Genomic DNA, 19927 nt, shown 5'->3' with positions numbered 1-19927 from the left:
ATCACTCTGGAATGTTTGGTCTCTCATGTATGTGGGCTGTTTCATGGGCTGTTCAATGACAAAGCGATCAGAAGCTCGAAATAAATTCTGGTGCATGGTGGCGCTTTATTAAAAGTACCAAGTACGCAATTACTTTTGGTATCAAGGCGGGTGGAATTGAGAGGTCGCGCGAACGCTGAAATACTCTCTGGATTTCCACGCGTCACTTTCACGGGCGATCATGAAAACCATTCTGCGCACGCTCCCCCTCCTGACGCTTGCCATGGCAGTGGCAAGCTGCGGCAGTGGCCGTGCAAGCGGCGGCAAACCGGTGGCCGCCGTGCAAGCGAGCGCTTCCTCCAGTGCGCTGTCGCGATCGGCAGCACCGGCCGGCCTGACGGCGCTCTCCGCGATTGCCGGTGTGCCAGCCTGGTCGACAACGGGCGGCAATGCCGGCCACGCGAACTATGTGCCCGCCAGCTTCGACCCGGCAAGATTCTCGCGCCGTTTCGCCTGGGCCTTGCCTGGCGGCGCATCGGTGTCCCAGGCGCAGCTTGCGCTCGATCAGGGATTGGCCTTTGCCGTCGTACAGGACGCCACGGGGCAGTGGAGCCTGCGCGCGATCGATGAAGCGACGGGCAAGGAAAGCTGGCATACCGCGCTCGGCAAGTTCGATATCGTGGACCCTCCGGCGACGCATGAGGGCAAGGTGGTGCTGAGCACCCAGGCCGGTACCGATGGCGATGCGCTCATGTTCTTCGACCAGCGCACCGGCGCGCTGCTCGACAAGCGGACCATCCCGAGCCGGCGCACGCCCGGCCATTCGACGGCCGACATGAGGATGGCGCCCGTCATTGCAGGCGGCGGCATTTACGTGAACGACCGCGGCGCCGGCAAGCTGATTGCGAAGTTCGACGCCGCGACCCATGAGCTGCTGTGGGAAAGCGACTGGACGGGAGCGCCGAATCACGCGCTCGCGCCGGCAATCGAGCGGGACCGGGTCTATGTGTCCTTGTCCGATGGCGGCCTGGCCGGCTTCGATGCCGCGAGCGGCAAGCAGCTGGTGGATCATCACCGGCAATTCACCGATAGCCCGATGGACGGCATGGTTGCGGACGGCGCCGCGTATGCCCTCTCTCGGAACGGCCTGGTAGCGACCAGCCTCGGGCAGGGCAGCTTCAGGTGGCAAGGCCCGGTGCTGTTGTCGATGGCCGCGCCGCCGGGCGCCGTGCTGTATGGCGTCGCCAACGGTGCCATACAGGCGATCGACCGCGCCACCGGGAAGATCCTGTGGAGCATGGCGTCGCCGGCGCCGACCTCGGTGTCGAACCCGGTGCTGGCAACCAAGAATTTGCTGTTCGTTAGCAGCTACCCGCAAAACAGCATGGGCACCTATGCAATCGACATCTCCGCCCGAAAAGTCGTGTGGTCCTGCCAGGAAGGCGGCTGGCTGTCGATCTCGCCGAACGGCGTGCTGTACATCACGCCGCCCAGCGGAGAGATCACGGCGGTCAACCTTAAATAAGCTCAAATAAGCTTAAATAGGCGCAGGCAAGAGCGGTGATTAGCGCATTGTTAGCTGAAGAATTTTGATGGATATCTCTTCCAAATGAGGCACTTCGCCCCCATTTTTCTTGTCTGAGCGGATGTCGGAAACCGAGGCGTCCGCCAGCTTGCAGAGCCTTGAAAAACTTGCCTGCAAGGCCAGCCAAACAGGCATAATAACGGACGCATATCAACAGTTTCCCCGGCACTTAGTCAACACGCAGAGCCGGGGATCAAACATAGGAGTTTCATCATGGCATCAGTCAACAAGGTCATCATCGTCGGCAACCTCGGCCGCGATCCGGAAATCCGCTACATGCCGAGCGGCGACGCAATCGCCAACATCGCCGTGGCGACCTCGTACAAATCCAAGGACCGTAACACGGGCGAACAGAAAGAACTGACCGAATGGCATCGGATCTCCTTCTTTGGCCGCCTGGCCGAGATCGTCGGCCAATACCTGAAGAAGGGCTCGTCGGTCTATGTGGAAGGCCGCCTGCAGACCCGCAAGTACACGGATAAGGACGGCATCGAGCGCTACGCCACCGACATCATCGCCGAGAACATGCAGATGCTGGGCGGCCGCCAGGGCGCGGGCGGCGACAGCTTCGGTGGTGGCGACAGCTACGGCGGCGGCGAGAGCTACGACGCTCCGCCGAGCCGCCCGGCACCGCGCCAGGCACCGCCGGCACCGGCCGCCCGTCCGCAGCCGAAACCGGCCCCGAACTTCTCGGACATGGATGACGACATCCCGTTCTAAGCAAAAAAGTTGTTGTTGTTAATTGAAGCCGGTCCCTGTGGGCCGGCTTTTTCTTTGACTTGTCTTAAATCCTGATCCCGATGGAGCAAGGCATCGCCCGCCTCGACACGGGGAGCCGTCGTCCAGCCGCCGAAAGCGGTGTCGTTCAAGGCGGATGACTGCGGCATCACCGCCATGCTGAGCGGCGAAGGTGAATACGGTGGCGGCAGCAGCGCCTCCGAGCATTTCGCGGGTACGGCCTACAGCGGTGAACTGCAGCTCGAGCGCTCAGGCAAGGTTTCCGGTTTCGTGATGACCCACCCGATCAAGGTAGGCACCCGCTTGTCCGATTTTAAATCCTGGAGGATGGCCAGACCTGCTCGGAGACGATCAACGGCAACATCATGATCTTCAAAAAGTATTCGGCGACGCTCGCGCAGTGAATACAGGCGTGTGCCGGGGCAAGCGTGCGAGTCGTCGATGAGCAAGGCCGTACACTGCCAGCTTCTTATAAAAGAAAGGAGTGGCCATGCCTACCATCCGCACGTCCGGCGCCAACCCGACCGAGCTCTACTATTATGAACAAGGGCAGGGCAAGCCCGTGGTGCTGATCCACGGCTGGCCGCTCAGCCATCGCATGTGGGAATCGCAGATCACGGCGCTGTCCGAAGCGGGCTACCGCGTCATCGCCTACGACCGCCGGGGCTTCGGCCAATCGGGCCGACCGACCGCGGGCTACGACTACGATAGCTTTGCCGCCGATCTCAAGGACCTCATCAGCCAGCTGGACCTGCGCGACGCGGCGCTGGCCGGCTTCTCGATGGGAGGCGGCGAGGTGGCGCGCTATATCGGCCGCTACGGCACGGAGCGCCTGTCGAAGGCCATGCTGCTGGGTGCCGTGCCACCCTTCCTGCTGAAGACGGACGACAACCCGCAGGGCGTCGACAAGTCCGTGTTCGACGGCATGCTGGAGGGGGTTCGGCGTGATCGCATCGCCTTCCTGCAGAGTTTCTTTCCAAGTTTCTACAACCTGGACAAGAACGCCGAGCAGGGGCAGGATCTGCTGGCTTTCAGCAAGTGGCAGGCCTGGGCCGCGTCGCCCCTGGCGACCGAGCAATGCATCGTCGCGTTCGGCGAGACCGACTTTCGCGCCGACCTGGCGAAGTTCGACATCCCGACCCTGGTCGCGCACGGCGACGCCGACCAGATCGTGCCGATCGGCGTTTCCGGCCAGCGCTCGCACGAGATGATCCAGGGCAGCCGGCTCGAAGTGGTGAAAGGTGCGCCGCATGGCTTCGCCGCCACCCATGCCCAGCAGCTCAACGGCTTGATGCTGGATTTCCTGAAGTCCTGATCAAGTCGCGGACAAGGCTGCCAGTGAATTTGTGACACTGGCAGCGCCTTTATGTTGCATTCGGTTACAAAGCCCAACCCGCCTGGGGCCTGGGTGGCAGTGTTTGCGTCACGTTCTGTTCCACTTCATTCCGCACTGCGATATTCGCCGTCGCGTCTTTGCTTTCTTGTCAAAAAACAGTGCTAAATCAGCTTGATTCGGCTGTTATCATTCATCCGAATGGCTGATATCACGCGTCTTTTTCACGCATTTATCACTGAACGTCTCCTTATTTTCAAATTTCGAAAAAAATTTCCTTGTCAATTCCCCCATTCTGTCTATATCGCGCAACGCTTCGATAAATGCTTACAAATGGAAAGAATTTTTTTCCGTGTGGCAAAGCAAAACGGATCGAAGGGGCGTAGAATCTACTCCATCAGTTTCCGCACGCCAACTACTTATGGTTGGCGTTTTGCTTTCAACCAAAGAACATCAACGCAGAATGCCAACTCCGTCTCGCCCCACCAGCACCACCCGAGCCATCGCGCGCACCCGGTCGACCGCGCAGGCACAACAATATGCACTGCCCGTCTTGTTCGCGCTGTTCGGCGTGATCATGGGTTCCTGGGCCGGCCGTATCCCGGCGATGGCCGAACGCGTGCACGTCTCGCACTCGGCGCTGTCGATGGTACTGCTGTGCGGCGGCCTCGGCGCCGTCCTGTCCTACCCGATCTCGTCGCGCATGATGGGTTCGCTCGGCGCGCGCAAGACCCTGCTGTTCTCGGGCCTGGCCCTGCTGTGCGTGCTGATCGCCATCGGCGTCGCGCCGACCGTGCCACTGCTGATGATGGCCGTACTGAGTCTGGGCATTACCGCCAGCACTTTCGACGTCGCCATCAACTCGGCTGCGACCGCCCGCGAAAAGGCCAGCGGCAAGTCGGAACTGTCGAAGCTGCATGGCCTCGGCTGCGCCGGCGGTCTGGCGGGCGCGACCCTGGGTAGCCTGATGGCCAGCCTGCACATCGCCCCGGCCACCCACTTCCTGATGCTGGCCGCGCCGCTGGCCATCATCCTGTATTTCGCTTTTACCCTGCTGGATGCGGACGACGTCGGCGCCACCGTCGAAAAGAAATCGTTCTCGTTGCCGCGCGGCCCGCTCCTGATGCTGGGCGTGCTGGGCTTCCTGGGTTCGATGGCCGAAGGCAGCATCGCCGACTGGAGCGGCGTGTTCCTGAAAGAGCATTTCGGCGCGTCGGACGGCCTGGCGCCGCTGGCCCTGTCCTGCTTCTCGGTGATGATGCTGCTGGCCCGCCTGGTCGGCGACAAGCTGAAGCTTCGCTATGGCGCCCGTTCCCTGGTCACCAGCGGCTCGATGCTGGGCGCGGCCGGCCTGTTCTTCGCGGTGCTGTCGCCGAACGCCTACTTCGCCCTGTTCGGCTTCGCCGTCGCCGGCATGGGCATGGCCCTGGTGTTCCCCTTCGTGTTCAGCGCCGCCGGCGCACAAGGCCCGGCAGCCCTGGCCGGCGTGGCCAGCATGGCCTACAGCGGCAGCCTGATGGGTCCGCCGGTGATCGGCGCCATCGCCCAAGGCATGGGCATGCAGATCGCCATCGCCTACGTCGGCGGCCTGGCAGCGCTGATCGCTTACGTGGCCAGCCGCGCACGCATGCTGAAGTAATCCGTTTTACTCCTCTTCCTTTTGTCGGGGCGGTTGCCGGAAGGCGCCGCCCTTTTTCATGCCCTCGCCATTCAGGCGGGCAGGACGGTATCCTCGCGCTCGCGCAGCCACTGGCGCGGCGACATCCCGACGTTCTCGGTGAAGGCGCGCGTGAAGGCGGGCTGGCTGCCATAGCCGACCTGGGCACTGACGACCTTGACCGGCAAGCCCTTGCGCAGCAGCTGGCAGGCCAGGCTGATGCGCCAGCGGGTAAGGTACTCGATCGGCGGCATCCCGAGCACGTTCCTGAAATGTTCGGTAAAGGCGGTGCGCGACATGCAGGCCAGGCTGGCCAGCGACTGCACTTGCCAGGATGCGTGCGGACGGGCATGCATGGCATCGAGCACGCGTGCCAGCTGCTGGTCGGCCAGCCCGGCCAGCATGCCGGCATTCAGCTGCCCAGTGTCGAACTGGTGCCGTATCACCTGAATCATCAGGACATCGCACAGCCGGTCCAGCACGAACTCGTGGCCCTGCCGCGCCCGGGACGCCTCGGCGAACAGCAGGTCGAGCGTATGCCGCACGGGCTCCAGTTCCCGCAGCGGCAGATACATATAGTCCGGGAATACGCGCATCAGCGGATTGGCGCTGCCATCCTCGAAGGCGATCGTCGCACACAACAGGGTGGCGCTGGCGCCGGCCGGCACTTCCAGGCGGTGGCTCATTCCGCGCGGATAAAACATCATCGCCGGTTCTTCGATCCGCACCACTTCTCCATGTGCGTGGGCGAACACGACCGGTCCCTTGCGCACCAGGTGCAAGTGGCCGGTCCGGCCGTCCTCATGGAACTGGCTGGCAGCGCAGAAGTCGCCGTTAAAGAAGACGCGCGCACCGAAGGTGTAGCGTCCTAGCAAGCTTGAGAGTTTGTCCACGGGTGAGGCTGAATCAACACTTAATCATCAATTCTGGACGATGTGCAATTTTTCCGCACGGCAAAACTATGCAATTCAGGCGACAATACAACGTTTTCATCAAATTTGTACTGACAAATTTGTTGCAGTAGAGATCGCACTCCTCATCACCGGCACCTGTTCTTCACATCGTGCGCCGGTTCTTTCCCAGTCAATGAAACGAACATGAGACACCTCAGTATCAAAACCCTGATTGCGTCTGTTATCACCCTGCTCATCATCATCACGCTGGCGGTCGGTGCGCTGGGCTATTTCATGACCCAGCACGCCGTCGCCCTGCTGGAAGGCGTATCGCTGCGCGACGCGCGCCAGCAAGCCATGATTGCCAACCTGACGCTGCGCATGGAGACCAACCGCAGCCAGCTCCTCCAGGCCTTGCAGCACAACCCGGCGACGGACTACGCGAAAATGCATGACCATCCGCTGTCGGTGCACTTCAAGCTCATCGCCGACAACACGCGTGCGCTGGAACAGGCCCGCGACGAGTTCACGGCGTCGCTGCGCACGCCCCAGGCCAAGGAGCTGGTGCGCCAGTGGTACGAGCAGAGCGGCGGCCTGGGGATCGGCGACGTGAGCGCCGCCGCCAAGGCCATCGAAGCCGGACAGTGGGACGAAGCCGAGCGCATCCTGATCAAGCAGGTCAACCCGACCTATAAAAAGGCCCAGCCCGCCTACGAGGCCCTGCAGGACCTGCTCGGCAAGCGCGGCCACGCCAATGCCGAGATGGCGCATGCCGAGACCGTCACCCGGGAGATCTGGATGCTCGCCGCCGTCGTCACGGGTTGCCTGGTCGGCATCGCCGCCGCGGTCTTCCTGACGCGCAGCATCGGTGCGCCGCTGCAGCAGGCCGTCGCCATCGCACGCCGCGTCGCCCAGGGCGACCTGAGCGGCAATATCGAGACCGGTTCGCGCAACGAATTCGGCCAACTGCTGGCAGCGCTGGGCGACATGAACGCCGGTTTGGCGACCATCGTCGGCGAAGTGCGCACCGGCGCCGACACGATCGCCGAGGCATCGACGCAGATCAGCGCCGGCAACATGGACCTGTCCTCGCGCACCGAACAGCAGGCCAGCACGCTCGAAGAGACCGCGGCCTCGGTCGAAGAGCTGAGCTCGACCGTGAAGCAGAATGCCGAGAATGCCGAGCAGGCGAACAGGCTGGCGGCCTCGGCTTCCGACATCGCGGCCAGGGGCGGCAGGGTGGTGGCCGAGGTGGTGCAGACCATGGGTGCGATCGACGGCTCCGCCCGCAAGATCGTCGACATCATTGCCGTGATCGACGGTATCGCTTTCCAGACCAATATCCTGGCGCTGAACGCAGCCGTCGAGGCGGCGCGCGCCGGCGAACAGGGCCGCGGGTTTGCCGTGGTGGCGGGCGAGGTGCGTTCGCTGGCGCAGCGTTCGGCCGCGGCGGCCAGGGAAATCAAGGAGTTGATCACCGACTCGGTGGCGAAGGTCGACAGCGGTGGACAGCTGGTGGAACAGGCCGGCGCCACGATGCAGGAAGTCGTCACCAGCATCCGTCGTGTTGCCGACATCATGGGGGAAATCACCACTGCCAGCCAGGAACAGAAGCTCGGCATCGAGCAGATCCACCAGGCGATCAGCCAGATGGACCAGGTCACCCAGCAGAATGCCGGCATGGTCGAGGAAGCGGCGGGCGCCGCCCAGTCGCTGCAGGAGCGCGCCACCGGCCTGGCCGGCCTGGTCAGCGTGTTCCGCCTCGGCGGCCCGGTAAAGTGGGAGACCGTGTAAGCCATTCCCTTGCGCCGCGCCAAAGCCAGGTGCGGACGCACGAACTCCAATACGGCTGAGGACTCCAAACGCTGTGACCATATTGACCAGCACGGTGGAGTCTTCATGCACAGCAAAATCGACGCGGCATCGGTCGTGGCTTTCCAGGACCGGCAATTGCGCAGCCCGGACTGGCCCATCTTCGACGCCCCCCAGTCCGGCGCCTGGACCTGGATCGCCGCCAACCATCGCTACAACGGCCTGCTGTGGCGCGAGGAAGACCGCGCGCGCCGGCTCGACGTGCCGCCGGCCGAAATCGCCGCCAGCAAGCGCCTGATCGACCGCTACAACCAGAAACGCAACGACGCGGTCGAGGCCCTCGACGAGCGCCTGCTGGGCGAGCTCGAACGCGTCAGCCGCCAGCCCGGCGCGCGCCTGTCGAGCGAAACTGCGGGTGCGATGATCGACCGCCTGTCGATCCTGGCGCTGAAGATCCATCACATGCGCGCGCAGGCCCGGCGGCACGAAGCCGGCGCCGAGCACATGCATGCCTGCGCCTGCAAGCTCGAGCGCCTGGTGGCGCAGCGCCGGGACCTGACGTCCTGCCTGGACAGCCTGCTGGCCGAGGCCCGGGCGGGACATGCCTTCTTCAAGGTCTACCGCCAGTTCAAGATGTACAACGATCCCAGCCTGAATCCCTGGCTGTACGGGAAGGCGCAGGGGAAGGCGGCGCCGTGAGCGACATCATCGACGTCTTGGTGCCCACCTTTAACCGGCCCGCGGCGCTGGCGGTGACGCTGGCCGCGCTGGGCTTCCAAACCTGGCCGTCCCTGCGCATCGTGGTTTCCGACCAGTCCGACGGCGCGGGCGCCTATGCCCACGGCGAGGTGCAGGCCGTGCTGCGCTACCTGCGCGCGGCCGGGCGGCAGGTCGAGACCTGGCGCAACCTGCCGCGCCGCGGCATGGCCCAGCAGCGCGCCTTCCTGCTGGAGCAGGTGCAGGCGCACTACTGCCTGTTCGTCGACGACGACGTCATCCTCGAACCAGATCTGGTGGCGCGCCTGCATGCCGTGATCGAGGCCGAAGGCTGCGGCTTCGTCGGCAGCGCCCTGCACGGGCTCAGTCACCTGGGCGAGGAAAGGCCGGCCCAGGAACGCATCGAGTTCTGGGACGGCCCGGTGACGCCCGAAACCGTGCGTCCCGGCAGCGCAGCCTGGGCGCGGCATCATCTGCACAGCGCCGCGAACCTGTTTCACGTGCAGTCGCGTCTCGGACTGGAGGGCAAGGACGGCGACGCCGCAACGCGGACCTACAAAGTGGCCTGGGTCGGCGGCTGCGTGCTGTTCGACACGGCCTGTTTGCGGGCCGCCGGCGGCTACGATTTCTGGACCGCGCTGCCCGCCCAGCATTGCGGCGAAGACGTACTGGCCCAGCAGCGCGTCATGGCCCGCTACGGCGGCTGCGCCATCGTGCCCTCGGGGGCCTACCACATGGAGCTGCCAACCACGGTGACGGCGCGCGCCATCGATGCACCCTACGTGCTGCCCCTCGAGTGAGGCCGCAGTGAGCCTGAACGAGGTCCGCAAGATCGCGGTGCTGCGGCCGAACGCGGTGGGCGACTTCGTGTTCGTCCTGCCGGCCCTGCACACCCTGAAACACCGCTATCCGGATGCCGAACTCGTCCTGCTCGGCAAGCCCTGGCATGCCGGCTTCCTGCGTGATCGGCCGGGGCCGGTGGACCGCGTGGCCGTGATGCCGCCCGTGCCCGGTGTGGGCGCGCCGGTCGGGGCAGCCTGCGACGAGAGGGAAGTCGACCGTTTCGTCGATGCGATGCGTGCGGAGTGCTTCGATATCGCGCTGCAGATGTTTGGCGCCGGACATTATTCGAATCCTTTCCTGATGCGCCTGGGCGCACGCCTGAGCGTCGGCGCGCGCGGGGAGGGCGCGCCCGCGCTGGAGCGCTGGGTGCCGTACTGCGAACCCAATAACCGCCGGCTGGCGTTGCTGGAAATTGCGGGCCTGGTGGATGCCTGGCCGGGGACGCCGCCGCTGCCTTCGCTGCCTCCAATGCCGGAACTGACGGTGACGGATGCCGACCGTCGCGAAGCTGCCGCCGCCATGCCGGCGGCCGTGGCGGCCGCGGCGTTCGGCACCGGCGAGCGCCTCGCCCTGCTGCAGCCCGGCGCCACCGACTTGCGCCGCTGCTGGCCGGCCGAGCGTTTCGCGGCGCTCGGCGACCGCCTGGCGCAGGCCGGGATGCGGGTAGCCGTCAACGGCGCCGCCGGCGAGGCGGCGCTGGTGGGCGCGGTGGTCGGCGCCATGCGCCATCCCGCCATCGCGCTGGCCGGTAAACTCAGCCTCGGCGGCCTGTGCGGTTTGCTGGAGCGTGCTGCGCTGGTCGTGTCGAACGACACCGGCCCGCTGCACCTGGCGCTGGCGCTGGGCCGGCCCAGCGTCGGTATCTTCTGGCTGACCAACCTGATCGAAGGCATGCCGCTGCGCCAGTCCCCCCTGCGGGCGGCGCTGTCGCTGCGGACGTGCTGTCCGGTCTGCGGCCGGGACAACGTCGCCACGCGCTGCCCGCACGACGAGAGTTTCGTGGCGGACGTGGGCCTGGAACAGGTGGCGCACCTGGCTTTATCCCTGCTTCGCTAAGGCCCCTACAAATCCTCATCTTATTTAGTCACCAGTAAGGCCACATGCCGACGCTGCGCTGCCGGCTCGGCGCCGTGCCGGACAACAGGGCGCGCGCATGCTTCAGCACCATCGTGGCACGCTGGGCGTCCGGATCCCAGATGCAGCGGTGGCTATGACGGTCGAGCGGTGCCCAGCGCGCGATGTCGGCCTTGCTGAACACCACCACGCTCTTGAGCTTCAAGCCGGCGGCGATGTGGGACACGCCGGTATCGTTGCACAACAGCAGCTTGGCCTTGCGCATCAGCGCAGCCATGGCGCCGATCGAGATCGGGGCGGCGGTGTCGACCGGCCGGTGGTGCATGTGGGCCGCCACCTCGGCCGTCAGGTCGGCTTCGCTGGCCGCGCCGGTCAGCACGGGCTTCAGGCCGAATTCCGCTGCCAGGCGGTCGCCCACCTCGGCGAACTGCCGCGGCGGCCAGCACTTGTCGCGCTGGCGCGCGCCGGGATGGATGCAGAAATAGGCCGCGTCCTGCAGTGGTTTCGCGAGGCCGCTGGCGTCGAGTTCCTCCTCGTCCTGCTGCGACAGCGGAAACTCCAGGTGCAGCCCGGCCGGTTCGGCGCCCAGCTCCTCCATGAGGGGCAGCAGGCGCTCCGGCTCGGCGCCGGTCTGGGGGTAGGGGAGCAGGACGGCACGTTCGCGCATGACCGGTTCGCCGCGGCAGTAGCCCGCCATCGCCCTGGCGCCGAAGCCGCTGACGATGTCGTTGCTGACGTCGCCGCTGCCGTGCAGCTGGATCGCCAGGCCAAAGCCGCGCGTACACAGGCTGGTGTAGAAGCGCGCCAGCCCGTCGTGCTGCACCGGCTGCTCGGGGAGCAAGGGGTGGCCGGGGAAGGGGATGAATTCGTCGATGTAGCCGCTGAAACGGTCGGCGAACTGCTGCGCCCAGGGTAGGCCGACCAGGGCGATGTGCGCGTGCGGCACGGCGGAGCGCAGCGCCCGCAGGGCCGGCACGGCGCACAGCATGTCGCCCAGGTGGAGCGCGCGGAAGACGACGACGGAGGATGGGTCGAGGCGTTGCAGGAGTCGGCGGCGGTGCATGTTTCCTCCGCTAGCAAGTGTCCGGATAAAAGCCGGGACAAGAGGCGGCGCAGGGGCCCAGCCGGTCGAGTACGTTGCGGGTGATCCGTTCGACCCGGCGGTCGCGGCCGCAGCCCAGCACCTGGGGCCAGTCCGTCGTACCCGCCGAGAACACGCTGCCCTTGCGCCGGTAGATGCCCAGCGTGGCCGCATGCACGCCTTCACCCGCCCCATGTCGTTCGCGCGGCGGCAACTCTTGCCAGCGCGGGCCGAGGGGCGAGGCCGCCAGCAGCTGGTAGCTCGACGGTGTACCGCTCTCGTCGGCCCAGGACGACAGGACCGCGCCGTAGCGGACGTCGAAGGCATCCAGGGGGGCGCCGTCGCATTCGTAGCCGACCAGCGGTGGCCAGCTGTCGCGCCCGAACGCATCGCCGCGCGCCAGGCCGGTGCCGGCGAAGATCCAGTGGTCGGGCTGCTGCACGATGAAGCCGGCGGTGTCGCGCGGCCCGTCCCACCAGCCGCCGCCGTGGCGGTAGCTGACGCCGCACAGCATGTCTTCCGGCCGCGCCGCGCCACCCGGTGGCCACCAGTGATCCAGCGCGCCGCGCGGCCCACCCTGGTGGCAGACCATGGCCGCGCCGCCGTCGACCAGGTGGATGCGCCACCAGCACAGGTTGGCGGCGAAGAAGGCGACGTTGCCGTCCTCGGCGACGAAGTCCTCGACCGCGTCGCGCGTGGCTTCGCTCCAGTATTCGTCATGCCCGGCCGACAGCAGCAGGCGGTAGCCACGCAGCAGGCCGGGATCGGCATGGATGTCGAGGTCGGTGCAGAAATCGGGGGCATAGCCATTGCGCACCAGCCAGCGGATGAAGCGCGCATCCCAGTGCGCGAAGGACTGGCGCGGTGAGCCGGCATCGTAGTGATCGGCCGCGCCCCACACCGGTCCGCCCATGCCGCCGCCGGGACGGCGCAGCGAGACGCGTGCGCCGGGCGGGCTGCTGGAGCGTGGCGGCCGGTGGTAGAAGCAGGCGCCGCCGCTGCAGTTGTAGGCGTGGTAGGTGGCCAGCGGCAGTTTGTAGAGCAGGCCACCACCTAGTGCGCCACGCCCTGTCCCTTGTTCGCGCACCACGAACAATGCCGCGCCATGGTCGCGCGCCAGGTCGAACACGCGCTTGCGGCCTTCTTCCTCCAGTTCGGCGATGTAGACGGCGGACGGCCAGTCGGGCGGGATGGCAAAGCCGTAGGCGGGCCAGTCCCAATCCTGGTCCGCCGCGCCGTCCTCGGCATGGCGGCCGGGCAAGCATCCGGTGCGCGACATCAGCGCCGGACCGTCGCCCCAGCGGTAGAAGGCGACGCGGAAGCGCGGGCTGTCGGTCGCCACGTGCAGGGTGAGTGTGTCGCCCTGCATCACGCTGGCGTGCCGCGGATAGCCGCGGATCATGCCGGCAACTCCGGCTCGCTGCGCTTGGTGATGAGGAAGGGCGGCATGGCCAGTGCGTGCAGGGGCATGCGCCGGAACGCGGCGATCGCTTCCTGCGGCGTTTCCACGATCGGCTCGTCCTTGCCGTTGAACGAGGTGTTCAGCAGCACCGGCACGCCGGTCAGCATGTCGAAGCCCTGCAGCAGGCGGCGCAGCAGCGGATCGTCGTCCGCGCTCACCGTCTGCAGGCGCGCGGTGCCGTCGACGTGGGTGATGGCCGGCACCTGCGCCGCCACCTGCGGGCGCACCGGCGCCGCGAACTGCATGAAGGGAGAGGGGCCGGACAGGTCGAACCAGTCGGCGGCGCGCTCCTCGAGCACCGCCGGGGCCAGCGGACGGAACCATTCGCGCTGCTTGACCTTCGCATTGATCCAGTCGCGCGTGACGGCTCGGCGCGGATCGGCCAGGATGCTGCGGTGCCCGAGGGCGCGGGGGCCGAATTCGCCGGCTCCCTGGTAGAGGCCGAGCACGCGGCGGCTGGCCAGCAGCTCGAGGATCCGGCCACACAGCACGTCCAGCGCCGGCAGGACTTCGATTCGCAGGTCGTCGCGGTCGAGCAGGGCGGCTTCGATCTCCTGCCGTGCCGGCGCCGGGCCGAGGTAGTCGTGGGTCCAGCGGTAGGAGCAGCTCTTGCCGGCGAGTTCGGTCAGGCCGTACAGTGCGCAGCCGAGGGCGGTGCCGGCGTCGCTCGGGGCAGGCGGAATGAAGACCTCGCGGAACGGCGTCTCGCGCAGCAGGCGCTCGTTGGCCGAGCAGTTCAGGGCGGTGCCGCCGGCAAAGCACAGGCTGTCGAGCCGGGTCTGGGCATGCAGCCAGCGCGCCACTTCCAGCAGCGCATCCTCGAAGGCGCGCTGGCCGGCCGCGGCCAGGTTGGCGCAGTCGGCCAAGGCGACGCCGGGCTGGCCGTAGCGGAAGCGTTCGCGCTCGCGCAGCACCTCGCGCCAGGGTGTCGGCATGCCGACCTGGGAGGCTTCGACGCTCAGGGAAGGCAGGCGGAGGGCGTGCGGGTTGCCGTGCGGGGCCAGCCCCATCACCTTGCCTTCGTTGCCTTCGCCGGGGAAGATGGCCTGGGTCAGCAGGAAGTAGAACATGCCCAGGCCGACCAGGCGCGCGTCGTCGCGGTCCCACAGCTGCTTGCCGATGCACAGCACGCGTTCGCGGTCGGCGCGGTAGAACGAGGCGACTTCGCGCCAGTCGCCGGGCACGTAGGCGGCGCCGGCCCAGTACTCGGTGAGGTCCGACACCGGGCTGCCCTGGCCGTCGACGATCATTACCGCGGCGTTGCGGAAGGGCGAGGGATGGAACACGCTGTACACGTGGGCAAGGTGGTGCGAGATGCGCGCGCGCCGGCAGTCGGGGGCGAGGCGCAGGCTGGCCGCCAGTTCCTCCTCGTACAGCGGCAGCTGCTTCGCTTCCTCGTCGGAGGAAAAGCATTCGACCACCACGTCGATCGGACGCTCGGGCCAGGGCAGACGCGGGAGATAGAGGTCGCGGACGTCGCCCGCCTGGCCCCCATGGTGTTTGCGGCGCGTCAGCCGTTCCTTCTGGATCGCCCACAGCAGCCGCGAGCCCTGCATCAGGCAGACGCTGGCGTCCTGGGTCCGGTTAATGCCAAGCATCACGGGAGCATCGCTCATCATTTTCTCCTTCTTCGTGTGCGCTGCAAGGGTCCAGCGAAGGCTTGGAGCATGATGAGCCGCGATTAGTTCTGCGCCGGTGGACGAGGGATATCAGGGCGCGCTGATCGAAGCTGTGCGTGTCGCGGTATCATAGTGTTCACTCGCTACCGGATACCGCCATGCTCCAGACGCCCGCCTCGTTCACGCCCCTGATCGCCCCTCCACAGGCATCGCAGCAAGCGCAAGACACGCTGTCGTTCATCTTCCATGCCGGCCGCCTGCTGGTGCGCGAAGCCGACCTGGCCCTGCCGGAGCGCGCCGCCATCGCCAGCCTGGAACTCGATCCGCAGGCGCTGCAGCCGGTCGGCCTGCTGGAAGGCCGCTATTGCCAGGCCGGGTGGGTCGACGACGAATTGCGCGCACCGCAGGGGTATGCCTGGCGCGGCCTGCGCTCGCTGTTCGCGGAGCTGGATGAAGCGCTGCTCGGCGTGGCCGCGCGCGCGGCCCAGGTTGCCGAATGGGCGCGCACGCACCGCTTCTGCGGCGCCTGCGGCAGCGGCACCGCGCGCCTTGGCGGCGAGCGCTGTTTCAAATGCACGAACTGCGGCCACATGGCCTATCCACGCATCTCGCCGGCCATGATGGTGCTGATCCGCAAGGGAGATTCCGTCCTGCTGGCCCTGCACACGCAGTCGGCAGCGAAGCGCTTCGTGCCGCTGGCCGGTTTCCTGGAGGCCGGCGAATCGATCGAGGAAGCGGTGCACCGCGAGGTGTTCGAGGAAGTCGGCCTGCGCGTGCATAACCTGCGCTATTTCGGCAGCCAGTCCTGGCCCTTCCCGCACTCGCTGATGATTGCCTTCACGGCGGACTACCTGGACGGCGCGATCCGCACCGATCCGAACGAAATCCTCGAAGCGCGCTGGTTCGGACCAGGCGACGAATGGCCGGAGCGCGTGCCCCACGTATCGGTGTCGAGCGTGCTGGTCGACGCCCACCGGCCGGAAGGGCGCTAACCTGTATACATCGCGTCGTTCCCGCCTGCGCGCGAACGACGCGTACAACGGCTCAGGGCAGCGGCACCGGCGTAGCGGCGATCTTGCCTTCGATGCGCACCGAGGCCGGCACTTCCTCCGGCTTGGCGCCGGTGGCGCGCATCCGCACCACGCGCTGCATCAGGTCGAACCAGAAGGGCGCGCCGAACAGCGTGGTGGTGGCGGTGATGAGCCAGCCCGCCACCTGCAGCGCGAAGTCGGCGTTCAGGACCGGCGGAAACTTGCTCCAGCCGATAGGCAGCGCCATCAGGGCGTCGATCGCGGCCGGGTCCAGCGCGCCCGGCACATCCCGCAGGTGGGCGGCCAGGGCCGGCTGCTGCCACAGGGTGCGGAACAAGTGGATGCTGTCGATATTGAACAGGATCGCCAGCAGCAGCGACAGCAGCAGCGAGATCAGGAGCTGGCTACGTTTATAGGCGCCGGACATGCGCGCCATCGCATTGTCGAACCAGCCCGCCAGCATGGCCTGGAACTGCTGCAGGTCCTGCGCGCGGCTGAGCATGCCCAGCATGGCCGTGCGTATCTGTGGATCGGGAATCGCATCGATGGCGCTGCGCAGCTGAACGAAATCGCCCGGCACCTTCCACAGGCTGTCGACCAGGGCAATCGCAAAATGCGCCGGTTCGATGTAGGATGGACGGGAAGCAAGCGCGCGCTCGTCCGCGGCATTGCCGTCGGTGTGCGGATTGACCAGCGGATGGGCATACACGGCGCGTGCCAGGCCGTCAAATTGCGGGTCGTTGAGCATGCTCTTGACCCCGGCCAGCAGGGTGTTGGCACGCAGGCGGAACAGGGACGCCAGCGCCTCCTGCAGGGTAGTGACGATCAGGGCCACCGTGCCGTAGCAGAAGGTCAGGCCGATGGCGACTTCCAGGACAGTGCTGCCGAGCATGGCTGTTCTCCAGGAGTGAAAAGGACCTCGACCACGCTAGCGCATCCCTGCCGCGGCTGCCTCCATTTTGCTCAAAGAAATGCCTTGCGATCTGTGGATCGACGGCATTTTCTATATACTCTCGGCAGTCTTCAATTTTAGGGTTAACCATGTCTGACAAAGAAGTCTTCACCGAAAACGACTGGCGCCGCCTGCTGTCCAGCCTCGGCGAAGATCCCGACCGTCCCGGCCTGCACGAGACCCCGGCGCGCGTCGCCAAGGCCTGGAAGCACTGGACTTCCGGCTACGAGCAGAATCCGGTCGAGATCCTCAAGGCGTTCGAGGATGGCGCCGAGGAATACAATGAGCTGATCGTGGTGCGCGGCATCCCGGTCTACAGCCACTGCGAGCATCACCTGGCCCCGTTCTTCGGCAAGGCCACCGTCGGCTATCTGCCGAACGGCAAGATCGTCGGCCTGTCGAAGCTGACCCGCCTGGTCGACGTGTTCTCCAAGCGCCTGCAGGTGCAGGAGCGCCTGACGGTCCAGATCGCCAATACGCTGATGGAAGTGCTGGAACCGAAGGCCGTCGGCGTGGTCATCAAGTGCCGCCACATGTGCATGGAAAGCCGCGGCATCCGCACCCCCGGCGAGGAAACCATCACCTCGGCCCTGCTGGGCGAACTGCAGCCGAACCTGGCGCTGCGCACCGAGTTCCTGTCGCTGGCCCGCGACTGAGCGCCTGACACACATCCTCATGGCGGCGTTGCATCGTCTCGCCATACTCGCGTACCGTCTTCGATGATGCGTCGGGCGGCCGCATCCCTTGCCCTGAGGGCGTTTGTTGAACTCCCTGAACTTTTCGGGCGGCTGCTCGCCGCCCATCCTCTCCTTGTGCTGTAAATAAACGCAGCATTGTGCGGAATCCGCTGCTACACTGTATTGACGGAGATTCGCCATCCGACCACATCGTCGGAATCACGAAGCCATCATGTCCTGGTCGGGAACCGTTCCGGATCACGCGTCTCCAATTGTCTTTTGAGCCAATGGTCTTTTGAGGCGAACGACATGAACAGGCCCACATTTCCTAGCGATGTAACGCGCGAGCAGTTCGACACCGTCCGTGAGATGCTGGAAGCGGCGCGCCGCAAGACCAGGCCGCGCAAGCACGACCTGTACGATGTCTTCTGCGCCGTCCTGTATTTCCTGCATACCGGCAGCGCCTGGCGCAGCATGCCGCCCGAGTTCCCGCCCTGGCGTACCGTGCACGAGTACTTCACGCAATGGACTATGCTGCGCGATGGCGACCGCACCCTGCTCGAAAGCGCCCTCGAACGTCTCGGGCGCAGCACCGAGATCGCGCGGCTGCGCCAGCTGACCGGACAACGATAGGACATACTATGCAGGATACGAAGCTGGGCCGGAACGGTCCGGATACTTCTCGCATTGGCCTCGGTTGCATGGGCATGTCGGACCTGTACGGGCCGACCGACCGCGTCGAGAGCATCGCGACCATTCACGCCGCCCTCGACGCCGGCATCACCCTGCTCGACACGGGCGACTTCTACGGCATGGGCCACAACGAGATGCTGATCCGCGAGGCGCTGGCCGGCAGGCCGCGCGACAGCGTGCAGCTCAGCGTCAAGTTCGGCGCCCTGCGCGGGCCGGACGGCGCTTGGAGCGGCTACGATTGCCGGCCGCAGGCGGTGCGCAACTTCGTCGCCTACAGCCTGAAGCGCCTGGGTACCGACTACATCGACATCTACCGCCCCGCGCGCCTGGACCCGGCCGTGCCGATCGAGGATACCGTCGGCGCGATCGCCGACCTGGTCAAGGCCGGCTACGTGCGCCACATCGGCCTGTCCGAAGTCGGCGCCGACACCCTGCGCCGCGCCAGCCGCGTACACCCGATCAGCGACCTGCAGATCGAATATTCGATGATCTCGCGCGGCATCGAGCGTGCGATCCTGCCGGCGGCGCGCGAGCTCGGCATCGGCATCACGGCCTATGGCGTGCTGTCGCGCGGCCTGATCAGCGGGCACTGGACGAAAGACCGGCAGGGAGACAAGGATTTCCGCAGCCTGGCCAGCCCGCGTTTCCAGGGCGGCAACCTGGACGCCAACCTGGCCCTGGTCGAGCGCCTGCGCGCGCTGGCGCAGGAATTGAACGCGAGCGTGGCGCAACTGGCGATCGCCTGGGTGGTGGCCCAAGGGGCCGACATCGTGCCGCTGGTCGGCGCGCGCCGCCGCGACCGCCTGCGGGAGGCGCTGGGCGCCCTCGACCTGACGCTCCGGCCCGAAGACCTTGCCCGCCTGGAAGCGATCGTGCCACCGGACGCGGCGTCCGGGGCGCGCTACAACCCCAACCAGATGGCCCACCTCGACAGCGAAATGGGCTAAGAGCGTCGAACGGCACCGCCATGGCGGCCTTGCATTCGTCTCGCCGTACCAGCGATCAGCGTACTGTCTTCGCGGTCCGCCGATGCGGCGATGCGCCGCGCGGCCGCATCCCTCCCTGGCGGTGTTGTTCGACGCCCCAGATTTGCGCACCAGTGTTTAAGTTCCCACTGCTGAGCTGATAAAGTCGAGCTTTGTCATACGCTCGTCAACTTATCATGCTTGAGAACATCAATCTGCTGTGGTTTTCCATGATCAACGCCAACGCCGGCCTGCACGGCTGGCGCCTGGAGCTGGCCCTGTTCTGCGCCGAATGGCTGATCCTGCTGGTGCCGATCGGCTTGCTCGGCCTGTGGATGAGCGGCGCGGCGGCGCAGCGCGAGGCGGCCGTGAAGGCGCTGGCGGCGACGGGTGCCGCGCTGGGCATCAATGCCCTGATCGGCCTGCTGTGGTACCACGCGCGTCCCTTCGTCGCCGGCGTCGGCCACAGCTTCATGCACCACGCGCCGGACAGCTCTTTCCCGAGCGACCACGGGACCATCATGTTCACCGTCGCGCTGGTGCTGGCCGCCAGCAGCGTGCCGGCGGCGAAGCGCTTCGGCCGCTCGCTGCTGCCGCTGGCCCTGGTGGTGGCGTGGGCGCGCGTCTTCCTGGGTGTGCACTGGCCGATGGACATGCTGGGTGCGCTGGCAGTGGCGCTGGGCGTGACCCTGCTGTTCCAGGCGCGCCTGCTGGATGGCTTGTGCGCGCTGCTCACGGCATCGATGGGGTCGCTGTACCGGCGTGTGCTGGCAGGCCCGATCGCGCGCGGCTGGCTGCGGCCGTGACCGGCATGGC

The 19927-nt window shown here is 66.3% G+C and carries 18 protein-coding genes and 1 pseudogene; 14 read left to right on the top strand and 5 right to left on the bottom strand.

What is annotated here, in order from left to right:
* Positions 1 to 220 precede the first annotated feature (220 nt).
* The 5 genes from ACI48D_RS18165 to ACI48D_RS18145 all read left to right on the top strand — a co-directional run bounded on the left by ACI48D_RS18165 (position 221) and on the right by ACI48D_RS18145 (position 5274).
* Positions 221 to 1504 (top strand): PQQ-binding-like beta-propeller repeat protein, encoded by a 1284-nt coding sequence (locus ACI48D_RS18165; RefSeq protein WP_435572647.1) that lies wholly within the window; start codon positions 221 to 223, stop codon positions 1502 to 1504.
* 273 nt (positions 1505 to 1777) lie between these two features.
* Positions 1778 to 2284, top strand: coding sequence for a single-stranded DNA-binding protein (gene ssb, locus ACI48D_RS18160; protein ID WP_435572646.1), 507 nt, complete (start codon positions 1778 to 1780; stop codon positions 2282 to 2284).
* Between the two features lie 138 nt (positions 2285 to 2422).
* Positions 2423 to 2671 (top strand): hypothetical protein, encoded by a 249-nt coding sequence (locus ACI48D_RS18155; RefSeq protein ID WP_435572645.1) that lies wholly within the window; start codon positions 2423 to 2425, stop codon positions 2669 to 2671.
* Between the two features lie 121 nt (positions 2672 to 2792).
* The gene (locus tag ACI48D_RS18150) at positions 2793 to 3617 is read left to right on the top strand and encodes an alpha/beta fold hydrolase (RefSeq protein WP_435572644.1); all 825 of its coding nucleotides are present in this window, start codon (positions 2793 to 2795) and stop codon (positions 3615 to 3617) included.
* 481 nt (positions 3618 to 4098) lie between these two features.
* Complete coding sequence (locus ACI48D_RS18145) at positions 4099 to 5274, top strand: MFS transporter (protein WP_435572643.1); 1176 nt, start codon at positions 4099 to 4101, stop codon at positions 5272 to 5274.
* Positions 5275 to 5345: 71 nt separating this feature from the next.
* Here ACI48D_RS18145 and ACI48D_RS18140 read toward each other — a convergent pair whose 3' ends face one another.
* Entirely contained in the window at positions 5346 to 6185 is an 840-nt protein-coding gene (locus tag ACI48D_RS18140) for an AraC family transcriptional regulator (RefSeq protein WP_435572642.1), read from the bottom strand.
* Between the two features lie 204 nt (positions 6186 to 6389).
* Between ACI48D_RS18140 and ACI48D_RS18135 the strand changes: the two genes are divergently transcribed.
* The 4 genes from ACI48D_RS18135 (at position 6390) to ACI48D_RS18120 (ending at position 10613) form a co-directional block, all read left to right on the top strand.
* A complete protein-coding gene (locus tag ACI48D_RS18135; protein WP_435572641.1) occupies positions 6390 to 7979 on the top strand; it encodes a methyl-accepting chemotaxis protein in 1590 nt (529 codons plus the stop codon).
* 105 nt (positions 7980 to 8084) lie between these two features.
* Positions 8085 to 8696: a DUF4254 domain-containing protein gene (locus tag ACI48D_RS18130; protein ID WP_435572640.1), complete on the top strand. Its 612-nt coding sequence runs from the start codon at positions 8085 to 8087 to the stop codon at positions 8694 to 8696.
* The gene (locus ACI48D_RS18125) at positions 8693 to 9514 is read left to right on the top strand and encodes a glycosyltransferase (protein ID WP_435572639.1); all 822 of its coding nucleotides are present in this window, start codon (positions 8693 to 8695) and stop codon (positions 9512 to 9514) included. Before ACI48D_RS18130 ends, ACI48D_RS18125 begins: the two co-directional genes overlap by 4 nt.
* 7 nt (positions 9515 to 9521) lie before the next feature.
* Entirely contained in the window at positions 9522 to 10613 is a 1092-nt protein-coding gene (locus ACI48D_RS18120) for a glycosyltransferase family 9 protein (RefSeq protein ID WP_435572638.1), read from the top strand.
* 28 nt (positions 10614 to 10641) lie between these two features.
* On the opposite strand, the gene ACI48D_RS18115 is transcribed toward ACI48D_RS18120, so the two are convergent.
* From ACI48D_RS18115 to ACI48D_RS18105, 3 genes are read right to left on the bottom strand one after another with little or no spacing between them, the layout of a single operon-like run.
* A complete protein-coding gene (locus ACI48D_RS18115) occupies positions 10642 to 11694 on the bottom strand; it encodes a glycosyltransferase family 9 protein (protein WP_435572637.1) in 1053 nt (350 codons plus the stop codon).
* 10 nt (positions 11695 to 11704) lie between these two features.
* Positions 11705 to 13114, bottom strand: a complete 1410-nt coding sequence (locus ACI48D_RS18110; RefSeq protein WP_435572636.1) for a N,N-dimethylformamidase beta subunit family domain-containing protein — start codon at positions 13112 to 13114, stop codon at positions 11705 to 11707.
* On the bottom strand, positions 13111 to 14790 hold the full coding sequence (locus ACI48D_RS18105; protein ID WP_435572635.1) for a carbamoyltransferase family protein: 1680 nt from the start codon (positions 14788 to 14790) through the stop codon (positions 13111 to 13113). Before ACI48D_RS18105 ends, ACI48D_RS18110 begins: the two co-directional genes overlap by 4 nt.
* A 161-nt stretch (positions 14791 to 14951) precedes the next feature.
* Here ACI48D_RS18105 and nudC point away from each other — a divergent pair, with 161 nt between their 5' ends.
* The gene (gene nudC / locus ACI48D_RS18100; RefSeq protein ID WP_435572634.1) at positions 14952 to 15785 is read left to right on the top strand and encodes an NAD(+) diphosphatase; all 834 of its coding nucleotides are present in this window, start codon (positions 14952 to 14954) and stop codon (positions 15783 to 15785) included.
* A gap of 52 nt (positions 15786 to 15837) precedes the next feature.
* Here nudC and ACI48D_RS18095 read toward each other — a convergent pair whose 3' ends face one another.
* On the bottom strand, positions 15838 to 16716 hold the full coding sequence (locus ACI48D_RS18095) for a hypothetical protein (protein ID WP_435572633.1): 879 nt from the start codon (positions 16714 to 16716) through the stop codon (positions 15838 to 15840).
* Positions 16717 to 16865: 149 nt separating this feature from the next.
* Between ACI48D_RS18095 and folE the strand changes: the two genes are divergently transcribed.
* From folE to ACI48D_RS18075, 4 genes and pseudogenes are all read left to right on the top strand, one after another.
* A complete protein-coding gene (gene folE, locus ACI48D_RS18090) occupies positions 16866 to 17432 on the top strand; it encodes a GTP cyclohydrolase I FolE (protein WP_435572632.1) in 567 nt (188 codons plus the stop codon).
* A gap of 330 nt (positions 17433 to 17762) precedes the next feature.
* A pseudogene (locus ACI48D_RS18085) lies at positions 17763 to 18038 on the top strand (transposase); the annotation flags it as partial.
* A 56-nt stretch (positions 18039 to 18094) separates the two neighbouring features.
* Positions 18095 to 19093, top strand: a complete 999-nt coding sequence (locus tag ACI48D_RS18080; protein WP_435572631.1) for an aldo/keto reductase — start codon at positions 18095 to 18097, stop codon at positions 19091 to 19093.
* Positions 19094 to 19308: 215 nt separating this feature from the next.
* Complete coding sequence (locus ACI48D_RS18075) at positions 19309 to 19917, top strand: phosphatase PAP2 family protein (RefSeq protein WP_435572630.1); 609 nt, start codon at positions 19309 to 19311, stop codon at positions 19915 to 19917.
* Positions 19918 to 19927 lie beyond the last annotated feature (10 nt).

It is taken from the genome of Massilia sp. LXY-6, from assembly GCF_051233485.1.
Classification (GTDB): Bacteria; Pseudomonadota; Gammaproteobacteria; order Burkholderiales; family Burkholderiaceae_D; genus Telluria.
This window is presented reverse-complemented; position numbering and strand designations above follow the sequence as displayed.